The following is an 18,490-nucleotide window of genomic DNA, read 5'->3' on the forward strand; positions in this document are numbered from 1 at the left end:
TAAGGGTGTATTGCTAGGTCTTTCAATGTATAAAAGAATATTTATGCTAAAATTTAGACTAAAAAAAAACTTCTGTAACAAAAGTAACTGTACCCAAACAACTAATAGCTTAATTTTGTAGTATCTTAGAATGAAAAACAAACGTATAATCAATTACTTTACACGAATTTTTTTAAACTTATCATTTCTAAAGACCATTTTTTAGAAAAAAATCCAAAATTATGAACATAGAACAAATTTATACAGGCTGTTTAGCACAAGGTGCATATTATATTACTTCTAATGGCGAAGCTGCGATTATTGACCCACTTCGTGAAGTGCAACCCTATCTTGATCGCTTAGCAAAAGATGATGTCAAACTTAAGTATGTTTTCGAAACACATTTTCATGCAGACTTTGTTTCAGGACATTTAGATTTATCTAAAAAGACAGGTGCACCAATCGTTTATGGTGCAACAGCACAACCCGAATTTGATGCAATTATTGCAGAAGACGGACAGACATTCAAAGTAGGAAATATTACTATCAAAGCTCTTCATACACCAGGGCATACGATGGAAAGTACAACCTATTTGCTTTTAGATGAAAATGGAAAAGAACATGCTATTTTCTCAGGTGATACACTTTTTATTGGCGATGTAGGTCGCCCAGATTTGGCTCAAAAAGCAGCTCACATGACACAAGAGCAATTAGCAGCAACTCTTTTTCATTCGTTAAGAGATAAAATCATGACTTTGCCAGACGAAACTATCGTTTATCCTGCACATGGCGCAGGTAGTGCGTGTGGAAAGAATATGAGTAAAGAAACAGTTTCTACTATCGGAGAGCAGAAAAAACTCAATTATGCCCTTCGTGCAGACATGACAGAGCAAGAGTTTGTAAATGAAGTTACAGACGGGCTTTTGCCTCCTCCAGGATATTTTGGAATGAACGTAGCTATGAACAAAAAAGGCTATGATAGTTTGGATGATGTTATGAAAAAAGGCAAACAGGCATTAGAACCAAATGCTTTTGAAGTAGCAGCTGAGGAAAGTGGTGCGCTTATTTTGGATACACGTAACCCAAAAGAGTTTTATCAAGGTTTTGTACCACAATCTATCAATATCGGAATTGATGGAGGTTTTGCGCCTTGGGTAGGTGCGATGATTATGGATGTACAACAACCTATTTTGCTCATCACAGACGAAGGAAGAGAAGAAGAAACAATTATTAGACTTAGCAGAGTAGGCTTTGATAATGTTTTAGGTTACCTCAAAGGTAGTTTTGCAGAATGGAAAGCAGCAGGAAAAGAAATTGATACAATTGATAGAATTTCTCCTGAAGAGTTTGCTCAAAAATTTGATAAAGAAACAAGCAAAGTTGTTGATGTCAGAAAAGAGAGTGAATATGCAGCCCAACACGTAGAAGAAGCGTATAATAAACCGTTAGATTTTATTAATGAGTGGGTAAGAGATATAAATCCAGATGAACATTTCTTTATGCACTGTGCAGGTGGTTATCGCTCTATGATTGCTGCTAGTATTTTGCAAGCAAGAGGTTACCGTAATTTTACAGAAATTGAAGGTGGTTTTGGACAAATCCAAAAACAAGAAGCTATCCCTACTTCAAATTTTGTGTGTCAGAGCAAAACACTTTCTAAATAGATTTTTTCTCAGATGCCAAACCTATAAGGTTTTTGAAAACCTTATAGGTTTATATAAAAAATAAAAAATGATAGAATTTATAACACAGCCATGGTCTTGGTACGTGGCAGGTATTTTGGTAGGCTTAACTGTGCCTACACTTTTAATAATAGGTAATAAATCTTTTGGAATTAGTTCTTCGTTGCGCCATGTTTGTGCGATGTGTATTCCTGCCAAAATTCCATTTTTTCAATATGAATGGAAAAAAGAAATATGGAATTTGTTTTTTGTAGTAGGAATTCTTTTAGGTGGAATGATTGCAGCCAATTTTTTATCAAATCCAAATGATGTTCAGATTGCAGCAACTTTACAAGCAGATTTAACTACTTACGGGATTATAGATTATTCAAACCTTGTTCCTTTAGATATTATGAATTGGGATAGTTTTTTTACACTTAAAGGATTTTTATTGATGGTAGTAGGAGGTTTTTTGGTAGGCTTCGGAACTCGGTATGCAGGTGGGTGCACAAGTGGACATGCCATTATGGGAATGTCTACCTTTCAATTTCCTTCTTTTGTAGCCACTTGTTGTTTTATGATAGGAGGATTCATTATGGCAAACTGGATTTTGCCTTTAATTTTATCATTATAAAAAATGTGTTTATTTATATCCCTTTACAATCTTTACAAAAAGTATTTCTTATCTGATAAAAATAATACGAATGAAAAATCAAACACTGCCATTTCAGAAAACGATAGCAGACACAACTCGCCGAAAGGATGCTATTTGTGTCAATGAAAGTGATAAAACAGAAAAATGGTATCATAATTTTAAATATTTACTTGTTGGTATTGCCTTCGGAATTGTCTTTGTGAAAGCTGAAATAATTAGTTGGTTCAGAATACAAGAAATGTTTCGTTTAGAATCTTTCCATATGTATGGTGTTATCGGAACAGCTATTTTGGTAGGAATGCTTTCTGTTTTTATCATCAAAAAATTTAATATAAAGACTTTATCAGGCGAGAAAATAGTCTTTAAAGATAAAGTATTTAACAAAGGGCAAATCTATGGAGGACTTATTTTTGGCTTGGGTTGGGCAATGACAGGCGCATGTCCAGGTCCTTTGTTTGCTCAAATAGGTACAGGTGCAACAGTGGTTTTGATTACACTTCTGAGTGCTATTTTCGGAACTTGGACGTATGGATTTTTGAGAGAGCGTTTGCCTCATTAAATTTATAATTGAAAATACAAATTATTAGAGTTTAAAGTAGAACCATTCTTTTTGATGAAGGATGGTTTTTTTATGTGTTATATTTTCTAAATCTCATCTTGAAAAATAAACATTCAAATCTATTCAAACGTTTAGCAGTTAAACCATATTCATTTATTCCACCCAATTTTAAAGATATGAAAATTCTATTTTCTAATTTATTCCTTTTAAGCTCACTAATTTTATTTTTAGCAAGCTGCAATAATTCTCCAAAAACCTCAAATGCATCAGATATGACGACTACAAATCCAACTTCAGCAAAAACAATTTATGAATTTAAAGTAAAAGATATCGACGGAAACGAAGTTGATTTATCACAATACCAAGGTAAAAAATTAATGATTGTTAATGTAGCTTCAAAATGTGGTTTTACTCCTCAATATGAAGATTTACAAAACGTAAAAGAAAAATACAGTGACAAAGTAACAGTTTTGGGTTTTCCTGCTAACAATTTTGGGGGACAAGAACCAGGGTCAAATGAAGAGATTAAAGAATTTTGTTCGACAAAGTTCAATGCAGATTTTGATATGTTCTCAAAAATTTCTGTTACAGGAGATGACCGTGCGCCATTATATACGTGGTTAGTAGAAAAAGCAGGTGAAGAGCCTTCTTGGAATTTCTGTAAATATATTGTGAGTGAAGACGGAAAAACAGTTCAGTTTTATAATTCAAGAGTAAACCCAATGGAAATTGCAGAGAAATTATAAAATGTGTGTTCGTTTACTCAGAAATGAATAATTGTATTTCAAATTTGTAGGGAAAAGGCTTGCCTTTTCCTTTTTTTATAAAATAAAATCCTAATTCCTTTTAATATACCAAAACACCAATTCAATGAAAAATTATAAACTCGCCGTGGTTGGTGTTCCATCCAACGGCATAAAAATCTTACTTTTTTCTCTTTTACTCATTTTTTCCTTTACATCTTGCAATGAAAAATCTAGTTCGGCAAATGAACTCAATAAAGACAAATCAGAAAAAAAAGTAATCAAAATTAATCCAAAATATATGGTTGTTCCTCCGACTACTGCCCCCGAAATTGATACAGAATTTGGCTGGGTAAATACTGAAAAATCGTATAAATTAGCAGACTTTAAAGGAAAAATAGTTTTATTAGATTTTTGGACATTTGGTTGTATCAATTGCCAACATATTATTCCAGACCTTGAGAAATTAGAAAAAGAATTTGAAAATCAACTTGTCGTTATTGGTATTCATTCAGCAAAATTTAGTGCAGAACAATCTACACAACGCATTCGTCAAGCTGCCTTAAAATTTGGAGTTCATCATCCTGTTGTTAATGATGCAGATATGAAAGTTTGGCAGAACTATGGAATTCGTGCTTGGCCTACTGTTACACTTATTTCGCCGACTGGAAAAGTTGTTTGGCAACGTGCAGGAGAATCATTTTATGAAGATGCTCGCAATCAAATATTAGCTTTAAAAGAAAAACACAAAGCAGAACTAAATACGCAAAAATTTGAATTTCAGCTTGCTCAAGTAGAGGAAAAAGAACTTATGTTTCCTTCAAAAATAATAGAAGCAACAGCAGAAAATGATAGCAATGAAAATGAACCTATTTTTTGGATTGCTGATAGTGGAAATAATAGGGTTTTGAAAATAAATTTGAAAGGCAAAGTTTTAGAAACTATTGGAAATGGTAAAAAAGGAAACACAGATGGAAATTTTGAAGAAGCTACTTTTTATGAACCTCATGGACTGGCTCTTTCTCAAAATGGAGAAAAATTATATATTGCTGACACAAAAAATAATGTAATCAAAGAAGCTGATTTAATAGATAAAATAGTCAAGACCATCAGTGGAACAGGTGAAACAAGTTATTATTTTGGAGACAAAAAATGGGGAGAAAATGTAAATCCGAATTCTCCTTGGGATTTGCTTATTGATAAAAAATACCCAAATATAATGTATATCGCTAATGCAGGAAATCATCAAATTTTGAAAATGAACTTGCAGGATTACAAAACTGAACGTTTTGCAGGAAGTGGAAGAGAACAGCTCACAGATGGTGATGATTTTAAAAAGGTAGCCTTTAATCAACCAAGTGGACTTACACAGTTTGAGAATTTCTTGTATGTAGCTGATGCAGAAGCTAGTGCAATTCGTCAGGTAGATTTACAGAAAAAAGAAGTCAGAACGCTTGTAGGTTCAGGACTTTTTGATTTTGGAGATACAGATGGAACAGCACAAAAAGCAGTTTTACAGCATCCAATAGGAGTTTTTTACACAAAAAATGAAGTTTATATTGCTGATACCTATAATGGAAAAATAAAAGTTTTAGACTTAGAAAAAAATAGAGTTAAAACGTTAATAAGTGGACTTTCAGAGCCAAATGATATTCTTTTAATTGGAAATTATTTATATATTTCCGATACAAATAATCATCAAATTTTGAGAGTAAATACAAAGACTTTTGAAAAAGAAGTGATTTTGTAGCTTACGCTTTAGCGTGAGAAGATATAAAAAATGTAACGTACTTTTCAAGGTGCGAATAGTATTTTCACTACAAGAAATAAAATTATGGCATTAAAATCAGAAGGCGTTTGCTTCTACTGCAATGAAATAGTAAGCAAACAAGGAATAACAAAGCATATATCCTCTCATCTTAAAAAGATGGAAAAAGAGATAAATTATGATACAAAAAGTACAGATACTTATTATCAAATTTCTATAACAGCAGATGAAATGTTTTTGGTAGTAATTATAGAAAGTAAAGTTAGCTTTACTACCTTAGATGTTTTCTTGAGAGATATTTGGGTAGAGTGTTGTGGACATATGAGTAGTTTTAGAACAAAATCAGGTATTAGTATAATGGATGCTGATTATGATTCACAATCCATGAAGACTCCTCTCTCAGATATATATGAAAAGGGACTGATTATGGACTATGAATATGATTTTGGTTCGACTACTTATTTGAAAGTCAAATTTGTAAATGAATATATTTTGCCAAAACAGAAGAAAAAAATCAAATTAATCTCTCGTAATGAACCTTTACCTATTGTTTGTACAATGTGTAAGAAAGAATATGCAAGAGAAATTTGTTTAGTTGATATCGATTATGATTATAAAGATGGATATTTTTGTAAAAAATGTTCTAAGGAACATGCTAAAGAGTGTGAGGATTTTGATGATTATGCAAAAACTAAAATAGTCAATTCACCTAGAGCTGGAATTTGTGGATATGATGGAGGAAGTATAGACAAAAAAAGAGATGGATATTACAAACCTAAAACAATAAGCTGATAACCAAATAAAACCCACGAATTTATTCGTGGGTAATTACTTCGTCTATAAAAAACAAAATCACATCTTCTGCAATTCATCATTCTCAATAATTTCTAATTCGTTCTTTCCATCATTGGCAGCTTTTATCATTGCTTTTGCAACTTGTGAAGCCTCAATTCCATCGTATTTTGCTGGAATAATTGGACTAAAAAGTTTAGAAAAAGTTTGTGCAATTCCTTCTCCCAAGCGTTCCTCTTCTCTATCTCCTAATAAAAGTGAAGGACGAACAATCGTTATTTTTTCAAAATCTAATTGAGAAATAGAATCTTCAATTTTTCCTTTTACTTCATTATAATAAAAAAAAGAATCTTTATCTGCTCCCATTGATGAGACTAAAGTAAAAGATTGAGCTTGATTTTGTGCCATTATACGCCCAAATTCCCAAATATAGGTGTAATCAACCTTGTAAAATGCTTCTTTGCTTCCTGCTTTTTGACGTGTTGTTCCTAATGCACAAAAGGCATCATCACCTTGAATTTCTTTTTGATAAATAGGTAAATGATCAAAATCTACAACTACATATTCTACCTTTGGCAAATCGGATACTTTCGCTTTACGAGTGAGAGCCAAAATTTTATCATATCGATTATCTTCTGAAAGGTGTTTGATAAGCTGTTGTCCGATAAGTCCTGTACTTCCTGCAATTACGGCTGTTTTTCCCATTTTATTTTTCTGATTAAAGAGTTGTTTCTAAAAAATACGTATGATTCTATTCTATTAAAACAAATTAGGATGTGAATGTTTTTTTGAGAAAGACAAAATAATGATTTTCTAGTAAATTGTAGTTGTATAAACCTCTTTATTTCCTGCATTATCAGTAACTGTCAATATAAATTCGCCTTTCAAGTTTTCCATTTGGTCAGACATTTCAGAAGTCAGTGAAGCTGTTTTTGCATCAAAATTCATTAAAAGCCACTTTCCATCAATTGTTGCACGAAAAGAGTCTATTCCAGAACGACTATCAGAAATTTTGCAAATTATACTCTTCGAATTCTTACGAGTAATTCTAATATTTGGCTTATCGTCATCTTCTACTAAGCGAAATGTTCCTAAATTACGAGTTTTGAACTCAAAAATATCGCCTTTCCACTTTCCACCAGCAAAGCCCAAACTTCTTCCATAAACAGCATAGGCATGAACTTTTGATTTATTTTTGATAGAAGAAGGATTTTTAGGTTTTAATTTGACAGTAATATATTTTTGAAGAGCCAAATCAGAATGGTCAATCACAAAATCTTCTGTATTGAGATAATTTTCTTTTGTTTGAAAAGCTAAATAAGTAGTGTCGTATAATGCTCCACTTGGAAAGTAAATATCAAAATCTTTATGATAGAAAGAAAAATTAGTATTTGAAGGAACTTGTGCTTTTATATTTGGATAAATGGTTGTTCCATTTGGCAATACCAAAGAATCAGGTAAGCCTGTTCTCAAATCCCAAAAAAATGTTCCTGTGCTTCCTACTTCAAATTGAGGTTTGATTTTATAAGCTAAATGGGATACACAAACTTCTGCTTCTTGTTGTTTATCAGAAGTCAGTGCATTAAAAATCATATAATTATCTTCAATCTTATAATCATTGAGTTTTACAGGATAATTTTTGACTGCTTTTTGATTTTTATCACCCACAATTTCAAATTCTGTATTTGATTCATTGCCATAGGCATCAGTCATTCGGATTCTGACTTGATAGGTTTTGCCATCTTCTATAAATAATTTGCCTTTATTTTTGGAAGCTGCGTAAAAATGTAAATGTTCTCCACCATCAGGTACATAACATTTTCTGTATCTTTTTCTTGTCTTGACATAGTATTCATAATTCATATAATTATTCATGTGCCTTTGATTGGCAAACGAAATTCTATCAAAATGAACCTTAAAAGTCTGTTTTTCATTTACAAAAACTTCAATTTCATCCATTCCATAACTAAAGTAAACTTCATCAGCTTTGTCTTTTGCATCAATTTCTAATCCTATCAATCCGTAAGCTGTCATTTTAGGAACTCGTAAACCATATTTGTTTTTTCCTGTTGAATAAGCTCCCACAATTTCTCTATTATACTCTCCTCTTATCATTGCATTCTTTTCTAATGGAATAAAAGCTACTCTATCCATAATTGGTGCGATATTGTCTTTAATTTCATCAAAGCCATAATCTAAAGGGTTCAAAGCTCGCTCGCCTGCATCACGAATTTCGAAGTGTACATGAGGACCTCCAGATGAACCGCTATTTCCAGAAAGAGCTATAATTTCTCCTTTTTTGACTGGAAATTGAGAGGGCGAAAGATATAAATCTACTTCAAAACTCTCTCGTTGATATTGAATTTTTCTGACATAAGCTGCAATTTCTTTATTAAATTCACTCAAATGACCATAAAGTGTAGTTGTTCCATTTTTATGTTTGATATAAATGGCATTTCCGTAGCCTGAACCTTTTACTTTTACCCGAGCTACATATCCATCAGCTGCTGCATGGACAGGCAAACCAATTTGATTATTAGTTCTTACATCAATTCCCATGTGAAAATGATTTGAACGAAGTTCTGCCATTCCACCTGATAGCGAATTTGTTGTATTTGGATTGATAGGATACATATATTCTCCTCGTTTTTGGGCAAAACTAAAAGAAATAAATAAAAAGGAAATGAGAAAGATAAGCAAAAAATGGATAGACTTCAATTGGAAATAAGGAGTTTTAATATAAAAATATGAAATAGAATAGGTAGAGTTTTTTGAGGACTCAAACAGTATGTAAAGAAAACAACTATAAAATTATGTATCAAGAAAATTAACTCGTAATGTTTAGTTTGTGTTTAAAAAAAATAGTGAACCTTTACAGGATTCACTATTCAATGAGTATTTATAAGAACAGATTTTTATGAAATACGTACACCAATAATAGCAATATCATCACGTTGTGCTTCTTTGCCTTTGTGCTGATCAAATTTTTGTTTAATGATATTTCCTTGTTCTTTCATAGGTAGATGAGCTACATCGTGAATGAGTTGTTTTAGTTTATGAGAACCAAATTTCAAATCATTTTTATCATTTTGGTCTGCATATCCATCACTAGACAAGTAAAAACAATCTCCCTCTTCCAAAATAAGTTCGTTTACCTCAAAATCTCTTCTTTCTTTCTTTGAGTATCCTCCAATACTTTGGCGTGTTCCTCTTATTTCTATAAGTTCTTGAGTAGATTTTTTGTAGTAATATAATGGTCGTTTTGCCCCAGAGAAAAGAATTTTACACCTTCCATTTGTCAAATATTCTAGTACACACAAACCGACATCCATTCCATCGTCATTTGTGCTATTTTCTTGTTTTAGAGCTTTTTGAATAGTGAGATGAAGTTCTGCCAAAATATCATCAGGAGCTTCTAATTCATTTCTATCAACGAGAGCATCAAGAGCAGCCGAACCAATCATAGACATAAATGCCCCTGGTACACCGTGTCCTGTACAGTCTGCAACAGCTAAATAAACTTTTCCTTTGAGATCTGTTAGCCAATAAAAATCACCAGAAACAATATCTTTTGGACGATAAAATGTAAAATAATCTTTTAAGTGACTATCCATACGTTCCTCAAAAGGTAAGATTGCATCTTGAATAGTCTGTGCATAACGCAAACTATCTGTAATACTTCGGTTAGCATCTGCAATCAGTTTATTTTGCTGTTTTACCGTTTCCACTGTTGAGTAAAGTTCTTCATTAGTAGAATTTAGCTCTTCATTAGTGGCTTTTATTTCTTCATTGATAGACTCAATTTCTGCCGAACGCTCTTCAATGGTATCTTTTTGTTTCTGTACAGTTTCTAGCATTGCATTGAGTTCTTCATTAGTAGAGTTGAGTTCTTCATTCGAAATACTCAATTCCTCAGTAGCTTCTTTGACTTTTATAGCTAAAACTTTATTTTGTTCTACTACTAATTTCTCATTTTCTTTTGTCTTTTCTAAGGCTTCTTTTTGTGCTTCTTCTTTTTGTTTTTTATAGACGTTTATTCTATCTGCAAGTGCAAAAGATAATAATACTACTTCTATGGCAGAGCCAAAAAGAACAGAATTATCTGTAAACCAAGTATTAGGAATAACTGCATTAAGTTGTAAAATAAATACAATCAATCCTATTAAATAAGCAAACCAAGCTACTAAGAAGAAACGAGCAGGCTTGTATCCTTTTATAAGTAAGTATATACTTGTTCCTAAAAGATAAATAGCTATTAAAACTACTGTAAGTTGTCCAATTTTAGCACTTATATCGTATATGCCTATTAAACCTAGTATTACACTTATTACAGATAATCCTACTAATACATAAAAAATTTTATCTAATATAGGATTATTATTTTTTAACTCTAAAAAAGTTCTTGCAAAGAGTAACATAAAAATTATTGCTGTGGAAGAAACCACAGGAATATAAAAGTTAAAAATAGGCATAGAACTCCACAAGAACTCAAAATAGTAGCCCTTAAACATGGAATATAATAATCCCATTCCAAATACATACACTACATAATATAAATAAAGAATAGATTTGGTAGAAGTAGATAAAAATAAATTATATAATCCCATTACTAACATGATACCTATATATATACCTATTGCTATATCATAGGGATGTTGATTTTCAAATAAAGATTTTGAAGTTCCTATTGAAAGAGAAGTTTGTGTAGGAAAGTTACTTTTAGTATAAAGATAGAATTGTCTTTTTTCTCCTTTATTGATAGGCAATAAGAAATTGGGAAGCGTATATTTTATTTTTCGGAATGATAATGGGAAAGCTGCTCCTGAGATACCTACTTGTTTTAGTTTTTCTCCAACTTTTTCAAAAAGTACTAAAGAATCCAACATGGGATTATGAATTTCTAGATAAATATCTTTATCTACTTCTTTTTGGATTTCGAATCTAAACCAAAATGCTGATTGTGTATTTGCAAAATTTAATACATCTCCTTCATTCTTTATAAATGAATCTTTTTTAGACAATATACTACTAGGTATATCAATGAATTGACTTGTAGTATCTTCCAAATAAAATATATTGTTTCCTATGCTCTTTAATTCATTTTCTTGTTCGTAGATAATTACATTATTCTGTCCAAAAGAAGAGTTAACTATAATCAAATATAAGAATAGTAAGGAAAATAATTTATACATGTTTTTTAGTATTAAATAGGCGAGTATCTACCTAATGCAATAATTTGATTAGGATCTAATACTTGTTTTATATTTTTTATGGTCTGCCAAAAAGTATCATCAGAAGCATTAGTGAAATAAGACATTCGTTCAATATTCATTCTATATGGAAATATTTCTATTTCTTTTAAAGCTAGATGAACCTGTTTATTCCACTTATGAGCTGTTAATATAGCATTTGTATCATTTCTATCAAAATAAATTCGATAAAACCCTTCAAAAACTTTATCGTTTATACTTGCAAAGTTATGAAAAGGTTCGACACCTAATGTATCAGATATTTTTTTTACTGTTTGCATTACTTTCCATACCTGTTCTCCATCAAATGGAACTGCTGGTAGAGCGACTGAGAAACCTATAATGTTTTTATTTGTATCTAATTCTTGTTCACTTTCAATTTCTACATTTTGCATTTGTGCCATGGTTTGTAAACTATAATTTGTAGGCTCTCCATGATAGAGCTTGTTTAGAATAGAAAAATAAGGGTGTTTATCTGTATCTTCACTATTGGTAGGTAAAAAATCAATGTGATAGCAATAAGGAGATAGTCTTTGTTTTACTTCTTCAATTAAAGCTGTAGTAATAGAAGGAGTTGCTCCTGTAATAGAACTTACTGCAAACCAATCCCCTGTATAGGAATAGTTTCCTTTTATAGTTGTGCGAGGATCATTTTTATTAGTTATCAATACTCCATCTTGAGTAATTTTATCTTCCCATAATGAGTAGAGAGTGTCTACTAAAGGAATTATGTTTTCTTCTTTAGCTTCTGCATGTAGCAAAAAGCCTTCTTTTTTAGGTAAAAGACGAATCACTATTTTAGTTACAATACCAAAATTAGACTGTGTAAATAGACCGTTTAGGTCTGCTCCTAATCCTTGTGCATGATAAATTATTGGTTCTTTGTTTTCCTGATAGAAATGCCATAAACCTGTTCTTACTGTACTTTCATTTCCCAATAGTACTTCTACGCCCATCAACAGTTTATTTCTGTGTCCGAAAAAAGTAGCTCCTCTTTCTAGCATATTCCCAACAATACTAGACTTTGCAGCAGAACCTGTAACAGGAATTTTTAATTTTGTAGTTTTTAGAGCATTAGATAATTGTTGTTGGGTTACACCAGCTTCTATAATAGCATATTTATGCTTTTCATTAATTTCTATAATGGAATTTAAAGATGATAAGTCAACTAGTAGCGAATTATCAGAGGTAGGAACTTTAGAGCCTTGCCCCCAATTCATTCCAGAGCTATAAGGATAGAGTACAATTTTGTGCTTATTAGCTAAATGTATAATCTTTTCTACTTCTAGTTTGTTTTTGGGGTATACTATTCCAAATAAAGGTTTAGATTCAAACTCTGTGATGTTAGTTTGTAAATTTTCTGTTTTAATAGTTACTTTAATACCTGTATCAGAAAAGATTTTTTTCAAAGAATCTCTCATAAATTTTATATAAAAATAAGATAAAAAAAACCTTTAGATTAAATATATCTAAAGGTTTAAATTTTAATTATCAAACAATCTACATAATTCTTAAATCATATTGAAAATTAGTTACTCTCCCTTTAAATTCATCATGGAATTTTTGTACAGGGTGATGCTTTAACCAATTGATCATTTCTACTTCTTCTTGAGGTAAATTATTTAATTCTTCTAAGTAAAATTCCATTACAGTAGATTGATATTTTTCATTAGGATAATTAAATGTAGCATTTTCTCCTAAATTATTTACTGGGCGAAAACCCATTACTTCTATTGTTTTTCTTGTGTATTGATTAAAGAAACCTAATATTATCTTAATTCTTAATTTTTCTGCAACACTAATGGCAGCTCGCATTAGAAGATGAGGTAAGTTTCTTTCACTAAATGATTTTCTTACCCACCATCCACAAGTTTCGGCAAGTATATAATTATGCTTATGAATACGAGTAACAAGCTCAGGCTCTACATCAGCTAATGCTTGTTCTAGAGGAATAGGGTGAGTTGGATCTACTACATCAAGTCGCATCCCAGCTCCAATTTCTCCAGTTACTACATCTTCTACTACAAATATATAAGAACCTGAGTTTTCCCACCAAGATTCTTTTATCGAACTAATGGCTGATTTATCTACATTAAATTCTTCAAGAACCTCTTGTTGTCCTTCATAAAATTTTTGTGCAATTTCAGGATAGTCTACAGCATGCAAAACACGAATACGCAAATTCATTTTTTCTGGTATAATAGAAGTTGGTATTGTTATGGTATTTTTTGTGGATTTTTGTGTTAGAATAGAAGTTTTCATAGAGGAAAAATTTTAAGAAAAAAAAATTGTGGCTGCTTAAATTATTTTACAAAAGTACAAAACCTTAATGTGCTGAAAAACAGCTGTTTATAAAATACTTTGCTTTCTTAGAAAAATTATATTTTAAAGAACTGATTTGTTATTATCACTATTGAAATTGCTTTAGTAAAAAGAATAAATTTTTTTATTAAAGTACAATTATAATAAACTATACAAGTTAAAAAAGACTTTTTTTTAAAGGTTACATCATATTTGGTAAATGTATTAAATAACAAAAGATAATTTTTATTTATGAAATAAACTCTTTAAAAGTGCTATTTTTGAGTGTTATTTGTTATTATTTGGTTAAAATGGATTAATATAATATTTTGTACTTAACTTTGATTGAAAATCAATATAAAATACTAATTACAAGAAAACATGAAAATCTTAGAAACAGAAAGATTGATTATCGAAGAAGCTAATTTGAGTGATGCACCTTTTTTTCTTCGGTTATTAAATAGTCCAAATTGGATAGAATTTATTGGAGATAGAAACATCAAGTCATTAGAAGATGCGACTAAATATGTTCAAGAATCTTTGATAGATAACTACAGAAAAAATGGCTATGGATTCTATAAAATGAATTTAAGAGAAACTAATCAAGCAATTGGAGCTATTGGATTTTTGAAACGTGAGTACTTAGAGTTTCCAGACATTGGATATGCTATTTTACCAAATCATGAAGGTAAAGGATATGTAAGTGAAGCAGCAAAAGCTATTTTAGAATACGGACAAGATAAACTTTATCTAAAAGAAATAGTAGCCTTCACAACAGAAGAAAATTTGGCTTCTCAGAAAATTCTATCAAAAATTGGATTACATTTTATAGACAAAAGAGCTTTAGATGGAGAAGAGTTTTTATATTTTTCCACAAAACAACCTTCATCTAATAAATTAAAACTAGACAAAATACAGTAAATTTAATGTAGCTTATCTATTCATTTAAGATAAATATTTTGACAGGCATCTAGAATAAAATTAATGCTTTTTCTCTAAAAGATTGAACCCATTGAAGCTACTTATAGATTTTAAAACTAAAACAGGGTATCAAAAAAACTTTTTTCATAGTCATTAGATTTGCTATATTGGTATTTATATTCTACCATAGAACACACTTTCAAAAGTGTAGTAGTAAATTAAACATAACTAAAACATTCCTAAAAAAACAAAATGGCAAAAATGAATAAAAAAAGTCGTGATTTTCTCTTCAATTACCTCAATAATTCTTCTCCAACAGGCTATGAGCAAAGTGGACAAAAAATTTGGTTAGATTATATCAAGCCTTATACTGATTCTTATTTTACTGATACATACGGAACTGCTGTGGCTGTAATTAATCCAGAAGCAAAATATAAAGTCGTCATTGAAGCACATGCTGATGAAATTGCTTGGACTGTTCATTATATTACTGATGATGGCTATATCTATGTCAAACAAAATGGAGGTTCTGATGCTATCATTGCGCCTTCAAAACGTGTAAATATTTATACAGACAAAGGAATTGTAAAAGGTGTCTTTGGTTGGCCTGCAATCCATGTTCGTGAGCGTGGAAAAGCAGATACACTTCCAGAAATAGATAATATTTTTTTAGATGTAGGTGCAACAAGCAAAACAGAAGTCGAAGAGCTAGGCGTTCATGTAGGCTGTGTAGCTACTTTTGAAGATGAACTTATTGACTTAAATGATAAATTTTGGACTGGACGAGCTTTAGATAATCGTATTGGTGGTTTTATGATTGCAGAAGTAGCACGCAGAATTCATAAAAATAAAGATAAGCTAGATTTTGGTTTATATATCGTAAATGCTGTTCAAGAAGAAGTAGGTCTAAATGGAGCAACAATGATTTCTCGTACTATTGAAGCAGATGTAGCGATTGTTACAGATGTTTGTCATGATACTGCTTCTCCAATGTATAACAAAATCAAACAAAGTGATATTCGTTGTGGGCGTGGTGCAGTTCTTACTTATGCACCTGCTGTTCAGAACAATCTTTTAAAGCATATTGTTAAAGCTGCTGAAGAAAATAAAGTGCCATTCCAACGTTTGGCATCAAGTCGTGCCACAGGAACAGATACAGATGCGTTTGCATATTCTGGAAAAGGGACAGCTTCTGCGCTTATTTCTATTCCCTTGAAATATATGCACACAACAGTAGAAACAGCTTCTAAAAAAGATGTAGAAGCAGTTATTGATCTTATTTACCAAAGTGTAATTAGTTTGAAAGGTGGAACAGATTTTAGATATATAAAATAAATTAGAAAAATGGGTTTAAGTCTCAATGCTTGAACCCATTTTATTTTTTATGCTAATTAAATTACAGTTTTTGAGTTAGGCTTATTTTTTGCAATTTTATCTACTTTATAATTACTGATAATCAAGTAATTAACAAATCTAATCTTAATTTTATTTTATCTTGAATAATTTATAATAAAGGATAAGATTTATATAAAAATACTACCACTTCAAGAACAACTCATGAAATTAAATTTTACTTTACTTCTTTTTTTTCTTCTATCAATTTTATTTCTGTCTAGCTCTTTTACTGTATTTTCAAAAGACCCAATTCCTATAAATCGTTGGGTTTTGTTTCAAAAAGAAGGTGGAGTAGAGTTTTATATTCAGCATAGAAGTTCGATGTACGATACTCGTTATAATACACTTGTTAGACTTCGAAACACAAATACATATGAGGTAAAGGTAAGTTTTACACCTTCTTTTGGTTGTGAAGGAGAAAGCAAAATGCAATTGCAGGGCAGAATACAAACAGCAATTTATCCACGTCATTCGGTTACACTTTTAGCATATCGTCCTTGTCAAGGCAAAATTCCTGAAAGGATAAGTTTTAATTCCATGGATGTCAGAAAAAGATAATTTTATGAAAGAAAAACCTAAACTCACTCAAAAACAAAACACAGGTAAAAAAGGCGAAGAGTTAGCATTACAATTTTTAATAGAAAATGGATTTGAAAAACTAGCTACAAATTATAGAGCTGGCAAAGGAAACGGTATAGGAAGTAATGGCGAAATTGACATTATTGTAAAAAAAGGAAATGTCATTCATTTTGTAGAAGTAAAGACAAGAAAAAATGATAATTTTGGCAATCCAGAAGAGTTTGTAAGTGAAGCCCAAGCCTCAAAAATCTCCCAAACAGCCGAATTATTTTTAGAGAAATTGGAAGAAGAAAACAATCAAGAATCTACTTATGGATTTAAGGGATTTATTCAGTTTGATATAATTTCAATACTCTTTGAAAAGGATATTTTAAAAGAAATTTTGCACTTAGAAGATGCTTTTTAGTGAAATTTAAGCCCTAAGAGTCTTTAATAATCTTAGAGTTTTTGTAAAATAGTCGTACTTTTACATTCCTCATTCAAAATTATTAAGTAAGCAGATTTACATAAATCAATGTCAAATAAAGACGAACAAAACACTCTAAAAACCTATCTTCAAGAAACCAAAAATACTAATCCAATAGGAATTTTTGATAGTGGAATTGGTGGACTTACAGTTGCCTATGCTGTAAAAGAGCTTTTGCCACACGAACAAATTATTTATTTTGGAGATACAGCACATTTGCCTTATGGCGAAAAATCTACGGCAGCTTTACAGGCTTATTCTATCAAAGCTGTTGATTTTCTTTTAAAACATCATTGTAAGGTGATTTTGTTTGCGTGTAATTCGGCTTCTTCGGCAGCTTTCGAACTTATAAAAGAATATACAGCAACTAAAGCAAAGGTAATTGACGTTATTCAGCCTGTTGTAAATTATGTGGCTGACCATTTTGAGGGAAAAAATATTGGTCTTATTGGCACTCGTCAAACTATAAATTCAAATGCCTACCTTCAAAAAATAGATAAAGCAGATAAAAATATTAATCTTTCATCCGTTGCAACACCTCTTTTGGCTTCTATGATTGAAGAAGGTTTTTTTAATAATACGATTAGTAAATCAGTTATTGCAGAATATCTATCAGATGAATCTTTACAAAATATTGAAGGTCTGATTTTGGGTTGTACGCATTATCCACTCATTAAAAAAGATATTGATTTATTCTTTCAAGATAATTTTTCTCAAAAAGTGGAAATTATAGATGGTTCTTTTATTGTAGCTGAAGAAGTTCGAATTTTCTTAGAACAAAATAATTTATTGAATCTTTATTCTATTAAAGAAGATATTTTTTATGTGTCTGACCTTACCAAATCATTTGAAGAAACAACAAAAATTTTTTTCAGAAGGCAGGTAGAATTAGAGTTATATAAACTTTGGGAGTGATTTTTACAGTTACCAGTTAAAGGCAAATTTCTTATGAAAAATATAATTTTACTTTTCTTTATTTTGGCTTTTAGTTCTTGTCAAAATTATTACCGAACAAAGGAAATGGAGCGAAACGAAATTTTACGCATCTTTAGAGGTTTTAAAAGTGTTGATTTTGTAACAGCTACACATTATGATGAAAGTAGCCAATATGATTTTACAGCCAAGTCATTTGTTTATAATGAAGATGATTATAACGCTCATCAATTTGATAGTTTATTATTTGAAATAGAAGGTTTAGAAAATGCGTCTTCAAAGTTATATTTAGATGATTTTGTTTATTTTGTTGTCTATGATAAAGAAACAGATGAAATGAGCATATGGTTTGATGATACAAGTGGAGCTGTATTTCAAGATGGTAGGTGGATGGAAAGTGATAATTCTCATGATTTATTTTCTTTTTAACAAAAAAAACCAATTTCATCAAAAGTGAAATTGGTTTTCTTGTAGCGTACTCTTTAGAAA

Annotated in this window: 17 protein-coding genes; 12 read left to right on the forward strand and 5 right to left on the reverse strand. The window is 30.8% G+C overall.

The window, feature by feature from the left end; translation table 11 throughout:
• Positions 1 to 221 precede the first annotated feature (221 nt).
• From V9L05_RS09395 to V9L05_RS09420, 6 genes are all read left to right on the forward strand, one after another.
• Positions 222 to 1,643: an MBL fold metallo-hydrolase gene (locus V9L05_RS09395; protein WP_338815270.1), complete on the forward strand. Its 1,422-nt coding sequence runs from the start codon at positions 222 to 224 to the stop codon at positions 1,641 to 1,643.
• A 67-nt stretch (positions 1,644 to 1,710) separates the two neighbouring features.
• The gene (locus tag V9L05_RS09400; RefSeq protein ID WP_338793511.1) at positions 1,711 to 2,274 is read left to right on the forward strand and encodes a YeeE/YedE thiosulfate transporter family protein; all 564 of its coding nucleotides are present in this window, start codon (positions 1,711 to 1,713) and stop codon (positions 2,272 to 2,274) included.
• A gap of 70 nt (positions 2,275 to 2,344) precedes the next feature.
• On the forward strand, positions 2,345 to 2,854 hold the full coding sequence (locus V9L05_RS09405; protein ID WP_338793510.1) for a DUF6691 family protein: 510 nt from the start codon (positions 2,345 to 2,347) through the stop codon (positions 2,852 to 2,854).
• A gap of 176 nt (positions 2,855 to 3,030) precedes the next feature.
• On the forward strand, positions 3,031 to 3,600 hold the full coding sequence (locus tag V9L05_RS09410) for a glutathione peroxidase (protein WP_338793509.1): 570 nt from the start codon (positions 3,031 to 3,033) through the stop codon (positions 3,598 to 3,600).
• A 124-nt stretch (positions 3,601 to 3,724) separates the two neighbouring features.
• Positions 3,725 to 5,347: a thioredoxin-like domain-containing protein gene (locus tag V9L05_RS09415; protein WP_338815271.1), complete on the forward strand. Its 1,623-nt coding sequence runs from the start codon at positions 3,725 to 3,727 to the stop codon at positions 5,345 to 5,347.
• An 84-nt stretch (positions 5,348 to 5,431) separates the two neighbouring features.
• Positions 5,432 to 6,157, forward strand: coding sequence for a hypothetical protein (locus V9L05_RS09420; RefSeq protein WP_338815272.1), 726 nt, complete (start codon positions 5,432 to 5,434; stop codon positions 6,155 to 6,157).
• 60 nt (positions 6,158 to 6,217) lie between these two features.
• Here V9L05_RS09420 and V9L05_RS09425 read toward each other — a convergent pair whose 3' ends face one another.
• The 5 genes from V9L05_RS09425 to V9L05_RS09445 form a co-directional block, all read right to left on the reverse strand.
• The gene (locus tag V9L05_RS09425; protein WP_338815273.1) at positions 6,218 to 6,862 is read right to left on the reverse strand and encodes an oxidoreductase; all 645 of its coding nucleotides are present in this window, start codon (positions 6,860 to 6,862) and stop codon (positions 6,218 to 6,220) included.
• Positions 6,863 to 6,970: 108 nt separating this feature from the next.
• Positions 6,971 to 8,875 carry a M23 family metallopeptidase gene (locus V9L05_RS09430; RefSeq protein WP_338815274.1) on the reverse strand — a complete coding sequence of 635 codons (1,905 nt, stop codon included), beginning with the start codon at positions 8,873 to 8,875 and terminating at the stop codon, positions 6,971 to 6,973.
• 197 nt (positions 8,876 to 9,072) lie between these two features.
• Complete coding sequence (locus V9L05_RS09435; protein ID WP_338815275.1) at positions 9,073 to 11,316, reverse strand: 7TM diverse intracellular signaling domain-containing protein; 2,244 nt, start codon at positions 11,314 to 11,316, stop codon at positions 9,073 to 9,075.
• Between the two features lie 44 nt (positions 11,317 to 11,360).
• The gene (locus V9L05_RS09440) at positions 11,361 to 12,827 is read right to left on the reverse strand and encodes an FAD-binding oxidoreductase (protein ID WP_338815276.1); all 1,467 of its coding nucleotides are present in this window, start codon (positions 12,825 to 12,827) and stop codon (positions 11,361 to 11,363) included.
• Between the two features lie 79 nt (positions 12,828 to 12,906).
• Positions 12,907 to 13,668 (reverse strand): hypothetical protein, encoded by a 762-nt coding sequence (locus V9L05_RS09445; RefSeq protein ID WP_338815277.1) that lies wholly within the window; start codon positions 13,666 to 13,668, stop codon positions 12,907 to 12,909.
• Positions 13,669 to 14,088: 420 nt separating this feature from the next.
• Between V9L05_RS09445 and V9L05_RS09450 the strand changes: the two genes are divergently transcribed.
• From V9L05_RS09450 to V9L05_RS09475, 6 genes are all read left to right on the forward strand, one after another.
• The gene (locus V9L05_RS09450) at positions 14,089 to 14,628 is read left to right on the forward strand and encodes a GNAT family N-acetyltransferase (protein ID WP_338815278.1); all 540 of its coding nucleotides are present in this window, start codon (positions 14,089 to 14,091) and stop codon (positions 14,626 to 14,628) included.
• Positions 14,629 to 14,889: 261 nt separating this feature from the next.
• Positions 14,890 to 15,963 (forward strand): M42 family peptidase, encoded by a 1,074-nt coding sequence (locus V9L05_RS09455; RefSeq protein ID WP_338793501.1) that lies wholly within the window; start codon positions 14,890 to 14,892, stop codon positions 15,961 to 15,963.
• 222 nt (positions 15,964 to 16,185) lie between these two features.
• Entirely contained in the window at positions 16,186 to 16,581 is a 396-nt protein-coding gene (locus V9L05_RS09460; RefSeq protein ID WP_338793500.1) for a hypothetical protein, read from the forward strand.
• A 4-nt stretch (positions 16,582 to 16,585) separates the two neighbouring features.
• Positions 16,586 to 17,008: a YraN family protein gene (locus V9L05_RS09465; RefSeq protein WP_338815279.1), complete on the forward strand. Its 423-nt coding sequence runs from the start codon at positions 16,586 to 16,588 to the stop codon at positions 17,006 to 17,008.
• Between the two features lie 108 nt (positions 17,009 to 17,116).
• A complete protein-coding gene (murI, locus tag V9L05_RS09470) occupies positions 17,117 to 17,983 on the forward strand; it encodes a glutamate racemase (RefSeq protein WP_338815280.1) in 867 nt (288 codons plus the stop codon).
• Positions 17,984 to 18,016: 33 nt separating this feature from the next.
• Positions 18,017 to 18,430: a hypothetical protein gene (locus tag V9L05_RS09475; RefSeq protein ID WP_338815281.1), complete on the forward strand. Its 414-nt coding sequence runs from the start codon at positions 18,017 to 18,019 to the stop codon at positions 18,428 to 18,430.
• The last annotated feature ends 60 nt before the right edge of the window (positions 18,431 to 18,490 follow it).

The organism is Bernardetia sp. Wsw4-3y2 (assembly GCF_037126295.1).
In the GTDB taxonomy this organism is placed as follows: Bacteria; Bacteroidota; Bacteroidia; order Cytophagales; family Bernardetiaceae; genus Bernardetia.

Bases quoted from the DNA above. Each gene is read 5' to 3' on its own strand.
- V9L05_RS09395 (WP_338815270.1), top strand. From the start codon at position 222: ATGAACATAGAACAAATTTATACAGGCTGTTTAGCACAAGGTGCATAT.
- V9L05_RS09400 (WP_338793511.1), top strand. From the start codon at position 1,711: ATGATAGAATTTATAACACAGCCATGGTCTTGGTACGTGGCAGGTATT.
- V9L05_RS09405 (WP_338793510.1), top strand. From the start codon at position 2,345: ATGAAAAATCAAACACTGCCATTTCAGAAAACGATAGCAGACACAACT.
- V9L05_RS09410 (WP_338793509.1), top strand. From the start codon at position 3,031: ATGAAAATTCTATTTTCTAATTTATTCCTTTTAAGCTCACTAATTTTA.
- V9L05_RS09415 (WP_338815271.1), top strand. From the start codon at position 3,725: ATGAAAAATTATAAACTCGCCGTGGTTGGTGTTCCATCCAACGGCATA.
- V9L05_RS09420 (WP_338815272.1), top strand. From the start codon at position 5,432: ATGGCATTAAAATCAGAAGGCGTTTGCTTCTACTGCAATGAAATAGTA.
- V9L05_RS09425 (WP_338815273.1), bottom strand. From the start codon at position 6,862: ATGGGAAAAACAGCCGTAATTGCAGGAAGTACAGGACTTATCGGACAA.
- V9L05_RS09440 (WP_338815276.1), bottom strand. From the start codon at position 12,827: ATGAGAGATTCTTTGAAAAAAATCTTTTCTGATACAGGTATTAAAGTA.
- V9L05_RS09445 (WP_338815277.1), bottom strand. From the start codon at position 13,668: ATGAAAACTTCTATTCTAACACAAAAATCCACAAAAAATACCATAACA.
- V9L05_RS09450 (WP_338815278.1), top strand. From the start codon at position 14,089: ATGAAAATCTTAGAAACAGAAAGATTGATTATCGAAGAAGCTAATTTG.
- V9L05_RS09455 (WP_338793501.1), top strand. From the start codon at position 14,890: ATGAATAAAAAAAGTCGTGATTTTCTCTTCAATTACCTCAATAATTCT.
- V9L05_RS09460 (WP_338793500.1), top strand. From the start codon at position 16,186: ATGAAATTAAATTTTACTTTACTTCTTTTTTTTCTTCTATCAATTTTA.
- V9L05_RS09465 (WP_338815279.1), top strand. From the start codon at position 16,586: ATGAAAGAAAAACCTAAACTCACTCAAAAACAAAACACAGGTAAAAAA.
- murI (WP_338815280.1), top strand. From the start codon at position 17,117: ATGTCAAATAAAGACGAACAAAACACTCTAAAAACCTATCTTCAAGAA.
- V9L05_RS09475 (WP_338815281.1), top strand. From the start codon at position 18,017: ATGAAAAATATAATTTTACTTTTCTTTATTTTGGCTTTTAGTTCTTGT.